This is a genomic window from uncultured Flavobacterium sp. (assembly GCF_963925415.1).
In the GTDB taxonomy this organism is placed as follows: domain Bacteria; phylum Bacteroidota; class Bacteroidia; order Flavobacteriales; family Flavobacteriaceae; genus Flavobacterium.
Genome location: NZ_CAWUTS010000122.1, coordinates 1 through 11,738 on the forward strand (window position 1 = coordinate 1; position 11,738 = coordinate 11,738).

The window sequence follows — 11,738 nt, forward strand, 5'->3', positions numbered from 1 at the left end:
AACTCTTCTGAATAAGTATCAATAGAAGAGGTGGCTTCATCTAAAATCAAAATGCTTGGATTGCTTACAAATGCTCTTAAAAAAGCAATTAATTGTCTTTGTCCTGAAGATAACATTACACCACGTTCTTTTACATCATAGTCGTAGCCATTTGGTAGACTCATTATAAAATCATGCACACCAATTTGTTTGGCTGAATCTATTACAAACTGTCGAGTGATTTTTGAATCATAAAGTGTAATATTGTTGTAAATAGAATCAGCAAACAAAAACACATCTTGTAAAACTATTGCAATTTGTTTTCGTAAGCTTTCTAATGTGTAATCTTTGATGTTATGGTCATCAATTTTTATAGTACCCGAATCAATTTCATAAAATCGATTTAATAAATTGATGATTGTTGTTTTTCCTGCACCAGTACTTCCAACAATAGCAATGGTTTCTCCAATATTTATATTTAAATCAATACCTTTTAATACTTCTTCATTTTTAATATAACTGAAACGAATATTTTTTAATTCAATTTTTCCTTTAAAATTTTCTGCTTCTTTTGTTCCAATATCTTCAATTTGACTGTCGGTTTCAAGAATTTCAAAAACTCTTTCGGCAGCAATAATTCCCATTTGCATTACATTAAATTTATCAGCAATTTGACGCAATGGATTAAAAAGCATGCCAATGTACATGGTGTAAGCAAAGAAATCTCCAAAAGTTGTTGTATCAAGACCGTTAACAATATTCATACTGCCATACCAAATAATGACACCTAGTGTTACATTTGAAATAATATCAGCTATTGGAAAGAAGATTGAGTTGTATTTTATGTTTTTTTGCCAAGCATTGTTGTGCTTCTGGTTAATTTCTTTAAATTTTTTGAACTCAGTATCTTCACGGTTAAAGAGTTGCACAATTTTAATTCCAGTCAATCGTTCTTGAACAAAAGAGTTAAGGTTTGATATTTCATTGCGAACTTCATTAAAAGCGACGCGCATTTTCTTTTGAAAGATATTAGTGGCATATAATAAAATGGGCATTGCTAGAAGTACTACAAATGTCAATTGCCAATTCATATATAGCATTATTCCTAGAATTACAATCATTTTTAATACATCACTTACAATCAAAAACAAACCTTGACTAAAAACACTAGCTATAGACTCTATGTCCGAAACCGATCGTGTTACTAGTTTTCCAATTGGCTCGTTATCAAAGTACTTCATTTTAAATGAGGCAATATGATTGAATAATTTATTTCGTATGTCTTTAATAATATCTTGACCAAGCCAGTTTGCCCAATAACTAAAGAAGAACTGCGAAAAAACTTCTAACAAAAGCACGACTCCCATTAGAATTATATAATATAAAAAACCACTTTCATCATGTTGTTTTATGTAAGAGTCTACGGTATTTTTTAATAAATAAGGACGAGCCGCAGCAAAAACAGATAAAAGTATTGCAAAAACAATAACCCAAAAAAATCTTGATTTATAGGGTTTAGCATATGCTAATATTTTTTTTAATGATTTTGTTTGTATGTTTTTTTTCATTTAATGTTTTACTTTCTACTAAACTATTTACTTAAAAAGGGGTATTCTATTTTAACCAAAAATAAGCCATGCGCAGGAACAGAAAAACCAGCTTTTGAACGGCTTTTACTTTCTATAATTTTTTCAAATTCATTAATACTAGTTTTGCCTATGCCTACATTAATCATTGTGCCAACAATAGCTCTTACCATATTACGCAAAAACCGATCAGCTTTTATAGTAAATATGAATTGATGGTTTGTTTTTTTCCAATATGCCTCGGTAATTGTACAGTTATGCGTATGTACATCTGTATTTGCTTTTGAAAAACATTCAAAATCTGTATGGTTAAACAATATATGACAGGCTTCATTCATTTTATCAAAATCTAAATCTTGAAAATAATACCAACTTGTATTTTCTAAAAAAGCGTCTTTGTGCGTATGAATGTTATATTCGTATGTTCTTGCTGATGCATTAAAGCGTGCATGTGTATCTTTGTCAACTTCAAAAATATCATAAATCACAATATCTTTTGGGAGATATGAATTAAGTTTGGATAGCCAATATAAAGTTTCAATTGGTTTTTCAACATCAAAATGAGCAAACATTTGTTTAGCATGAACACCACTGTCAGTTCTTCCAGCGCCAACAATTTCAATAGTTTTGTCTATTAATAATTGCATTGCATCTGTCAAAGTTTCTTGTACTGAAGTGGCATTGGGTTGGGTTTGAAAACCGTGATAGTTTTTTCCGTTGTAAGCAAATTTTATAAAGTATCTCAAATTAAAAATTGTATGTTGTAAAATATGAGAGCAAATTTACAAAATTAAGAAGCAATGTCAATTTCAATTTCAATAATTAATCTATTTTTGTATAATGATTAAGATATTATTACTCTCGGACACACACAGTCATATGGATGACACACTGTTAAAGTATGTAAACCAAGCTGATGAAGTATGGCATGCAGGAGATATTGGTGACTTGAATGTAACAGATTCTATTAAGAAATTAAAACCTTTACGTGGCGTTTATGGTAATATTGATGATGATAAAGCACGTTTAGAATTTCCTTTAAATAATAGGTTTATGTGCGAGGGTGTTGATGTTTGGATGACCCATATTGGTGGTTATCCTAACAAATACAATCAAACTATTCGAGATGAAATTCATTTTAACCCTCCAAAACTTTTTATTTGTGGCCATTCCCATATTTTAAAAGTTATGTTTGATAAAAAGTTAGATCTTTTACACATGAACCCTGGTGCTGCTGGAATTTCAGGTTTTCATCAAGTTAGAACCATGTTGCGCTTTGTGATTGATGGAGATAAAATAAAGAATTTAGAAATTATAGAAATAGGGAAGAAGTAGTTTTAGTATATAAAACTTATTTAAATTAATTTGTAAAAAAACAAAACAAAAAAACCCGAAACTTTCGAATCGGGTTTTCTTCGCACTAATAAACTAAGATGATAGGTTTATCTCAATCGATCCACAGATTTTACAAGATCTTCGTCCTTCTTTATAGCTTTGTTGGCCAAAACTAATAATACGATAGATATCAAAGGAACAAACATCGCAATACCTTTCTCAGAAACCGAAGTTTCTCCAGATAAATTTAGGGCTCGATAAACAAATAATCCTATTAAAATAAAGTTCAATATGATGTTCAATCTGTTTAATACAAATTGATTTTGTCTCGTTTTAAACAACAATATACTTGTTAAAGCCATTATTGCAGATAATCCAAAAAAAACAATGTATAGAATATCACTTGTAAAATACACAGGCAGTTGCTTTGCATCATTCCATAATGGAAATAAAAAAGGCAACAGAGCCGATAATAAAGCACAAACAAATAAATATAAAGACTGTATTCTTTGAATCATTTTAAATCATTATTTGACAAAAATAAGTTTTCTTTTTTTAAAAAACTATTGTTTTATTGTAAAAATATCGTATTATTGCATAACAAATTCGTAATCACTTCATTTACGAATCGTTACATTCTTAGCTTTAAAGAATTCATATTATACACCTGTATCAACTTAATTACCTACGAACCATTCATGTTTGACATTGAAAAATTAAATGAGATGAAACTCTCAGATTTGCATGAAATTGCAAAAACAGCTAAACTTAAAAGAGTTAGTGCTTTAAAAAAAGATGAATTAATATACCAAATTTTAGATCATCAAGCTTTAAACCCAATATCAGTTGATGTGATAAAAACAGATACTCCCGTTATTAAGCGAGTACGAGTTGTTGCACCAAAAGAAAAAAAACCTGTAGTTTCAAAAGAAAAAAAATCTGCAGTATTAATTCCCTCAGAAACAGTTGAAAATAAAGAAACAGCGGTGCAAAAACCTAGTTTCACAAAAGAAATTAAAAGTCCTGTCATAAAACAAGAAGATACTCCTGTTGATGAAGTATCAAAACCACAGAAAACTGCTCCAAAATTAACGGAGGAGCAAAGAAAGATAATTATTGAAAAAGCCAATCAAAATAATCCAAATCACCCAAGTTATATTGGTCCCAAATCAGTAAATACAGATGTTCTGGTAAAAAAAGAAATTAAACAAGCCGCTTCAAAAAAGCAAAACTTTAAAGAATCAGATTATGAATTTGAAGGTATTATAGAAAGTGAAGGCGTTTTAGAAATGATGCCAGATGGTTATGGTTTTTTGCGTTCATCAGACTATAATTATTTAGCCTCTCCAGATGACATTTACTTGTCAACATCTCAAATTCGTTTGTTTGGATTAAAAACGGGAGACACGGTTAAAGGAGTAGTAAGGCCTCCAAAAGAGGGAGAAAAATTCTTTCCTTTAGTTAAAGTTTTAAAAATTAACGGTCACGACCCACAGGTGGTTAGAGATCGAATTTCTTTTGAACATTTGACACCTGTTTTTCCAACAGAAAAATTTAATTTGGCAGAACGAGGAAGTACTGTCTCAACCCGGATATTAGACTTGTTTGCACCTATAGGTAAAGGACAACGTGGAATGATAGTTGCCCAGCCAAAAACGGGTAAAACAATGTTGTTAAAAGACATAGCTAATGCTATTGCTACCAATCATCCCGAAGTTTATTTAATTGTATTGCTTATTGATGAAAGACCAGAAGAGGTTACTGATATGCAACGAAGTGTCAAAGGCGAAGTTATTGCTTCTACTTTTGACCGTGAACCTCAAGAACATGTTAAAATAGCGAATATAGTTTTAGAAAAAGCAAAACGTTTAACAGAATGTGGTCATGATGTGGTGATCCTTTTAGACTCTATTACGCGTTTAGCAAGAGCTTATAATACGGTACAACCTGCTTCGGGTAAAGTATTGAGTGGGGGTGTGGATGCTAATGCATTACAAAAACCTAAACGTTTCTTTGGAGCTGCTCGAAATATTGAAAATGGAGGGTCTTTGAGTATTATTGCTACAGCTTTAACAGATACAGGTTCTAAAATGGACGAAGTTATTTTTGAAGAATTTAAAGGAACGGGTAATATGGAGCTTCAGTTGGATAGAAGAATTGCAAATAAGCGTATTTTTCCAGCAATTGACTTGGTTTCATCGAGTACACGTAGAGATGATTTATTGTTAGACGAACAAACTATCCATAGAATGTGGATTATGCGTAAGTATCTGGCAGACATGAATCCGGTAGAAGCAATGGACTTTATTAATGATAGATTTAAGAAAACAAAAAATAATGAAGAGTTTTTAATTTCAATGAATAATTAATTTTTTTATTTTTAACAATAAAAAAAGCACTCAAATTTGAGTGCTTTTTTTATTATCTATTCTTCTTCATTATCTTCTTCTTCATATTCTTCTTCATATTCTTCTTCATTATCTTCTTCTTCTTCAATTTCTAATTCTTTTAAAGAATCTTTGTTTTCTATAGGAACTTCTAAAATATCCACATCGTCATCCTCCTCCTCAAAATTTTCAATTCGGTCTGCAAGTTTAGTACTTACTTTTACCAAAAAAAAAGTATCTTCTGTTCGAACTTCAACAGCTTCAACAGCTTCGTTTTTAGAATTTTTAAATCTAATGATATCTGAATCGTCATATCCGTCAGGAAACCTTTCTACTAATAAAGATAAGATTTCGTTTGTTAATTTGTTGTAATCAACAATTACTCTTTTCATAGTGCATGAATTTATTCTAGTTTTTTATCAAATATAGTATGCTATTTTATATTTTCAAAGAAAAATTTTTAAAAAAAAACAAATAATTAATTTCCTAATATATAAGCAAATATTAAAGGGGCTACAATGGTTGCGTCAGATTCAATAATAAATTTAGGCGTATCAATATCTAATTTTCCCCAGGTAATTTTTTCATTTGGAACAGCTCCAGAATATGAGCCATAACTGGTAGTAGAGTCTGATATTTGACAAAAATAACTCCAAAAAGGAATCTCTGTCATTTCCATATCTTGATATAGCATTGGTACAACACAAATTGGAAAGTCTCCAGCAATTCCACCACCAATTTGAAAGAATCCTATACCTTTTCCACCTGAGTTTTTTGGATACCAATCTGCTAGCCACATCATGTATTCAATACCGTTTTTTGTAGTAGAAACTTGTAATTCACCTTTGATGCAGTAGGATGCAAAAATATTCCCCATAGTACTATCTTCCCAACCTGGAACTACAATAGGCAAGTTTTTTTCTGCGGCAGCAACCATCCAAGAATCTTTAGGATCAATTTCATAGTATTGTTCTAATACACCTGAATTTATCATTTGGTACATAAATTCATGAGGAAAATAACGTTCTCCAGATTTGTCAGCTTTATTCCATATTTCAAATAAATGCGACTGTAGTCTTCTAAAAGCTTCTTCTTCAGGAATACACGTATCTGTGACGCGGTTAAAATGATTATCTAATAAATCTCTTTCCTGTTGCGGTGTCAAATCTCTATAGTTTGGAATTCTTTTGTAAGAATTATGTGCTACTAAATTCATTATATCTTCTTCTAAGTTGGCACCCGTACACGAAATAATGTGTATTTTATCTTGACGAATCATTTCTGCTAATGATTTACCCATTTCTGCTGTGCTCATTGCACCCGCTAAAGTAACCATCATTTTTCCGTTGTCTAATAAATGTTCTTCATATCCTTTGGCGGCATCAACTAAAGCCGCAGCATTAAAATGCAAATAATTATTTTCTATAAATTGACTAATTGGTCCTTTCATCTTTTGAAATGTTTGTGTGTTGAACAGTTTACTTGTTTATTGTTTGTTTTGATAGCCTAAAATTTTCATTATATCTGTTGCATTTTGTTGTTCAGAAAACACTTCAGTTGCTAAAATACCGTTTTCGTCTCGATCTATTAAAATGTGTTTGGGCTGAGGAATCAAACAGTGATGCAGTCCTCCAAAACCTCCAATAGTTTCTTGATAAGCTCCTGTGTTAAAAAAGCCAATATACAAAGGTTTTTCTTTGTAATATTTAGGTAAATAAATTGCGTTCATATTTTGTTCAGAATTGTAATAATCATCACTATCACAAGTCATACCTCCTAATAAAACTCTTTCATAAGTATCATTCCACCGGTTTATAGCGAGCATTACAAAACGTTTGTTAATTGCCCATGTATCAGGAAGTGTCGTGATAAATGAACTGTCAATCATATTCCATTTTTCTCTATCATTTTGTTGCTTTTGATATAAAACTTGATAAATTGCTCCACCACTTTCGCCAACGGTAAATGAACCAAATTCGGTAAAAATATGAGGAACGTCTACTTCAGCATCATCACATGCAATTTTAATTTGGTTAATGATTTCGTCAATCATGTATTGGTAATCATATTCAAAAGCCAATGAGTTTTTAATTGGAAATCCACCGCCAATATTTAAACTATCAAGTGATGGGCACTCTTTTTTTAATGCAATATAAACTTTTAAACATTTCAATAATTCATTCCAATAATAGGCTGTGTCTCTAATACCTGTATTAATAAAAAAGTGAAGCATTTTAAGTGTTACTTGGTCGTTTTCTTGGATTTGTTTTCTATAAAAAGGGACTATGTTTCGGTATCCTATTCCTAAACGGGAAGTATAAAATTCAAATTTCGGTTCTTCTTCTGCAGCAATTCTAATTCCTATGTTAAATTTACCTACAATTTGTTCTTGTAGTAAATCTAATTCTTCATAGTTGTCGATAACAGGAATGGTGTTTTTTTGACCATTATTAATTAGTCGAGCAATATTTTCAACGTAAGCATCTCGTTTAAAACCATTACAAATTACAAATGTATTTTTATTTATTTTACCTGATTCTAAAAGGCTTTCAACAATATTGATATCAACAGCAGACGAAGTTTCAATATGAATATTGTTTTTGAAAGCTTCATTCATAATAAATTGAAAATGAGAACTTTTGGTGCAATAACAATAATGATAATTAGCTTTGTATTGGTGTTTTTCCATTGCTTTTCTAAACCAACCTTTTGCTTTATTGATTTGGTTAGAAATTTGAGGTAAATACGTAAATTTTAAAGGGGTTCCATATTGTTCTACTAATTTCATTAAATCTATATTATGAAATTCGAGGTTGTCTTTGTTTAATTTAAATTCTTCCTGAGGGAAATAAAAAGTTTGATTGATTAAGTCGTAATATTTGGTATTCATTAGTTTTTTTGGGCTATATGTTAAGTGTAAATATTTAAAATTTTGTTTAAATTACACTTTTCAAACCCTAATGTTAGCAAATATAACAACTAACTTTTCTTTAAAAGTAATGGAAAGTAAATATAATTCGACGTTTAATTCATAAAATAAAGATGTATTCAATTGCAAATGAATTGATTTATGCTCTTTCTTGTCGGAGTTGTGCGTATTAAAACGGAAATCTTTATCTTTCATTACCACAAAGGTATATATTAATTTACTTTTATGTTAAATTTTACTTTTATTTTTTATGCTAATTTATAGTCATCAAAGGCATTAAAAATTAATTTATTTTCAACTTCTTGATTTATTTTTATTTTTCCAATTCCATCTAAAAGCACAAATTGAATTACACCAAATTCGTTTTTTTTATCATATATAAGTAAGTCAATAATTTTATCTATGTCTTTTTTATCAAAAATTACTTTATCGTAAATAGTATCTAAAATATATTTAATTTCTGCATATTCTTCTTTTGAAATTAATTTTTTTTGAAGTGAAATATAACTTTCTAAGATCATTCCAACGGCTATTGCTTCTCCATGAAGGAGTTTGTTTTTTAATTCATTTTCTAAAAAATAACTTTCTATAGCATGTCCTAGAGTATGTCCAAAATTTAATGCTTTTCTAATTCCGTGTTCATTGATGTCTTGTGAGACTATTTTATTTTTTATTTCAATTGATTCATAAATTAAAGTTTCTAAATCTTCAATTTGTAATAGGGTTAAATCTTTTAATTTGTTCCAATAATTTTTATCATAAATTAAGCCGTGCTTTAGCATTTCAGCTAATCCAGAACGCATTTCTAGTTGAGCTAAAGTTTCTAAAAAGGATGAAATAACTACTACTGCTTTTGGCTCTTTAATGATTCCAATTTGATTTTTCAGTAGACCTAAATCTACACCGTTTTTGCCACCAACGGAAGCGTCAACCATAGACAGCAAAGTAGTTGGAATATTTATAAAATCGATCCCTCTTTTAAAAGTACAAGCTATAAAACCCCCTATATCAGTTACAACGCCACCACCAAGATTAATTAAGACGCTTTTTCTGTCACCACCTAGCTCGGTTAATGAATGCCATAATTGCACACAAGTTTCAATATTTTTATGTTCCTCTCCAGATTCAATTTCTATGATTTCAATTTCAATTTCAGTAGCTAAATTAGCTAAAAAAATAGGTAAGCAGTGTTCGTTTGTGTTTTCATCCACAAGAATAAATATCTTAGAATAATAAGTTGGTTTTAATATTGATGCCAAATATTCATATCCTACATTGTTAAAATAAATAGAATAAGTGTCTGCTTTTATAGATTGCATTTTAATAATTTTCAATTAATTACAAAATAAAGCAATTATTCTTTAAAAATATATATCACTCACGTATATTTGTTCTGAATTATTGAAAAACTAATAATGGATAAAATTTTTACGAATACGCAAACTGCTTTTGCTTTAAAAAGCGACTCTGAATTAGAAAGAGCTTTCTTTTTATTTAAAATGATTGAAAACCAACCACTTGTTCGAATAGGAACAGCTGTGACCAATTTTGCTTTAAAGGCACATTTACCTGTTGAAGGATTGATAAGATCTACCGTTTTTGACCACTTTTGTGGTGGTATTAACGAAATTGACTGCTTAAGTGTTGTTGATAAAATGTATACAAAAGGGGTTTCTTCTGTTTTGGATTATTCTGTAGAAGGAAAAGAAGAAGAGGCCCAGTTTGATGCCGCTTTTACTATGGTTATGAAAACTATAGAATTTGCCAAAGAGCGCAATGCTATTCCGTTCGCGGTTTTTAAGCCAACGGGTTTAGGTAGAATTTCATTATATGAAAAAGTAGGTGCAAAGCAAGAATTAAATAAAACCGAACAACTTGAATGGGATAGAATAATTGAGCGTTTAGATAAGTTATGCAAAGCAGCTTATGATAAAGATGTATCTGTTTTAATTGATGCTGAAGAAAGTTGGATGCAAGATGCAGGTGATGACTTGGTTGCTCAAATGATGAAAAAATACAACAAAGAAAAAGCTATAGTTTTTAATACCTTGCAAATGTATCGTTGGGATAGATTAGACTATCTTAAAAAGCTACATGCAGAAGCTAAAAAAGAACATTTTATTATTGGAATGAAACTGGTTCGTGGTGCTTATATGGAAAAAGAAAACACACGAGCGGAAGAAAAAGACTACAAATCTCCCATATGTATTTCAAAATCAGCAACGGATGTTAATTATGATGCAGCTTTAGATTATATGTTAGATCATATAGACACTATGGCTATTTTTGCAGGAACACATAACGAAGAAAGTTCCTATAAATTGATGCAACAAATGAAAGAGCGAAATATTGAACCAAATGATAGTCGAATATGGTTTGGTCAATTATATGGAATGAGTGATAATATAAGTTATAATTTAGCTGCTCATAAATATAATGTAGCTAAATATTTGCCTTTTGGACCGGTACGAGATGTGATGCCTTATTTGATTAGAAGAGCAGAAGAAAACACTTCTGTTGCAGGACAAACCTCTAGAGAATTGAGTTTGATTAAAGCAGAAAAACAGAGAAGAAAATTATAAAAAAACTCCCGATTTATAAATCGGGAGTTTTTTTAATATAAACTAGCATATTTTTCAGGATTAACTTCATGCATTATTTCATATACTTTTTCAAAAACATCTTCGCTACTTGGTTTTGAGAAGTAATCACCATCAGTTCCATATGCTGGTCTATGAGGCTTTGAAGTTAGTGTTTGTGGTTTGCTGTCTAAATAATCATAAGCAGATTGATTTTCTATAACCTCTTGTAAAATATACGCACTTGCTCCACCAGGAACATCCTCGTCAACTACTAATAATCTGCTAGTTTTTTGAATACTTTTTGCGATATCATGATTCAAATCAAAAGGCAATAAGGATTGTACATCAATTATTTCAACATTAATGTCGTGTTCTTGTAGTTCTTTGGCTGCTTGTTCGATGATTCGTAAGGTTGATCCATACGAAACAATTGTAATATCTTTTCCGTCTCTGATGGTTTCAACATATCCTATAGGTGTTGTAAATTTGCCCATATTGCTAGGCATTTTTTCTTTTAGTCGATAACCGTTTAAGCATTCAATTACTAAAGCAGGTTCATCTGCTTGCAATAAAGCATTATAAAAACCAGCAGCTTTTGTCATATTTCTTGGTACTAAAACATGAATGCCTCTTAAGGCATTAATTATCATGCCCATAGGAGATCCAGAATGCCATATGCCTTCTAAACGGTGTCCACGTGTACGAATGATTAAAGGAGCTTTTTGTCTTCCTTTGGTTCTGTAGTGTAACGTCGCCAAATCATCACTCATGATTTGTAAAGCATACAGCAGGTAATCTAAATATTGAATTTCTGCAATAGGACGAAGCCCTCGCAATGCCATGCCTATTCCTTGTCCTGCGATAGTAGCTTCTCTGATTCCGGTATCTGAAATTCTTAGTGATCCAAATTTATTTTGTAATCCCTCTAATCCTTGATTTA

General features: G+C 30.6%; 11 protein-coding genes. 3 read left to right on the forward strand and 8 right to left on the reverse strand.

Annotation, left to right across the window (positions count from 1 at the left end):
* Both AABM47_RS09585 and truA read right to left on the reverse strand, forming a co-directional pair.
* On the reverse strand, positions 1 to 1,547 hold a 1,547-nt coding region (locus AABM47_RS09585), incomplete at its 3' end, for an ABC transporter ATP-binding protein (RefSeq protein ID WP_338410707.1).
* A 23-nt stretch (positions 1,548 to 1,570) separates the two neighbouring features.
* Entirely contained in the window at positions 1,571 to 2,311 is a 741-nt protein-coding gene (truA, locus tag AABM47_RS09590; protein ID WP_338410708.1) for a tRNA pseudouridine(38-40) synthase TruA, read from the reverse strand.
* A 94-nt stretch (positions 2,312 to 2,405) separates the two neighbouring features.
* On the opposite strand from truA, the gene AABM47_RS09595 reads away from it, so the two are divergent.
* The gene (locus tag AABM47_RS09595; RefSeq protein ID WP_338410709.1) at positions 2,406 to 2,900 is read left to right on the forward strand and encodes a metallophosphoesterase family protein; all 495 of its coding nucleotides are present in this window, start codon (positions 2,406 to 2,408) and stop codon (positions 2,898 to 2,900) included.
* A gap of 107 nt (positions 2,901 to 3,007) precedes the next feature.
* On the opposite strand, the gene AABM47_RS09600 is transcribed toward AABM47_RS09595, so the two are convergent.
* Entirely contained in the window at positions 3,008 to 3,418 is a 411-nt protein-coding gene (locus AABM47_RS09600; protein ID WP_338410710.1) for a DUF4293 domain-containing protein, read from the reverse strand.
* A gap of 180 nt (positions 3,419 to 3,598) precedes the next feature.
* On the opposite strand from AABM47_RS09600, the gene rho reads away from it, so the two are divergent.
* Positions 3,599 to 5,269 carry a transcription termination factor Rho gene (rho, locus tag AABM47_RS09605; protein WP_338410717.1) on the forward strand — a complete coding sequence of 557 codons (1,671 nt, stop codon included), beginning with the start codon at positions 3,599 to 3,601 and terminating at the stop codon, positions 5,267 to 5,269.
* A 56-nt stretch (positions 5,270 to 5,325) separates the two neighbouring features.
* On the opposite strand, the gene AABM47_RS09610 is transcribed toward rho, so the two are convergent.
* From AABM47_RS09610 to aroB, 4 genes are all read right to left on the reverse strand, one after another.
* On the reverse strand, positions 5,326 to 5,679 hold the full coding sequence (locus AABM47_RS09610; RefSeq protein WP_338410711.1) for a hypothetical protein: 354 nt from the start codon (positions 5,677 to 5,679) through the stop codon (positions 5,326 to 5,328).
* 86 nt (positions 5,680 to 5,765) lie between these two features.
* A complete protein-coding gene (locus AABM47_RS09615; protein ID WP_338410712.1) occupies positions 5,766 to 6,737 on the reverse strand; it encodes a deoxyhypusine synthase family protein in 972 nt (323 codons plus the stop codon).
* 36 nt (positions 6,738 to 6,773) lie between these two features.
* Positions 6,774 to 8,177 (reverse strand): arginine decarboxylase, encoded by a 1,404-nt coding sequence (locus AABM47_RS09620; protein WP_338410713.1) that lies wholly within the window; start codon positions 8,175 to 8,177, stop codon positions 6,774 to 6,776.
* Between the two features lie 287 nt (positions 8,178 to 8,464).
* Positions 8,465 to 9,535, reverse strand: a complete 1,071-nt coding sequence (aroB, locus tag AABM47_RS09625) for a 3-dehydroquinate synthase (protein WP_338410714.1) — start codon at positions 9,533 to 9,535, stop codon at positions 8,465 to 8,467.
* 96 nt (positions 9,536 to 9,631) lie between these two features.
* On the opposite strand from aroB, the gene AABM47_RS09630 reads away from it, so the two are divergent.
* Complete coding sequence (locus tag AABM47_RS09630; protein WP_338410715.1) at positions 9,632 to 10,798, forward strand: proline dehydrogenase family protein; 1,167 nt, start codon at positions 9,632 to 9,634, stop codon at positions 10,796 to 10,798.
* A gap of 32 nt (positions 10,799 to 10,830) precedes the next feature.
* Here AABM47_RS09630 and AABM47_RS09635 read toward each other — a convergent pair.
* Positions 10,831 to 11,738, reverse strand: a 908-nt coding sequence (locus tag AABM47_RS09635) for a transketolase C-terminal domain-containing protein (protein WP_338410716.1), incomplete at its 5' end; no start/stop codon positions are given.

Excerpts from the sequence above, each read along its gene's own strand:
- AABM47_RS09630 (WP_338410715.1), top strand. The coding sequence starts at position 9,632 with ATGGATAAAATTTTTACGAATACGCAAACTGCTTTTGCTTTAAAAAGC.
- rho (WP_338410717.1), top strand. The coding sequence starts at position 3,599 with ATGTTTGACATTGAAAAATTAAATGAGATGAAACTCTCAGATTTGCAT.
- aroB (WP_338410714.1), bottom strand. The coding sequence starts at position 9,535 with ATGCAATCTATAAAAGCAGACACTTATTCTATTTATTTTAACAATGTA.
- AABM47_RS09595 (WP_338410709.1), top strand. The coding sequence starts at position 2,406 with ATGATTAAGATATTATTACTCTCGGACACACACAGTCATATGGATGAC.
- AABM47_RS09615 (WP_338410712.1), bottom strand. The coding sequence starts at position 6,737 with ATGAAAGGACCAATTAGTCAATTTATAGAAAATAATTATTTGCATTTT.
- AABM47_RS09600 (WP_338410710.1), bottom strand. The coding sequence starts at position 3,418 with ATGATTCAAAGAATACAGTCTTTATATTTATTTGTTTGTGCTTTATTA.
- AABM47_RS09620 (WP_338410713.1), bottom strand. The coding sequence starts at position 8,177 with ATGAATACCAAATATTACGACTTAATCAATCAAACTTTTTATTTCCCT.
- AABM47_RS09610 (WP_338410711.1), bottom strand. The coding sequence starts at position 5,679 with ATGAAAAGAGTAATTGTTGATTACAACAAATTAACAAACGAAATCTTA.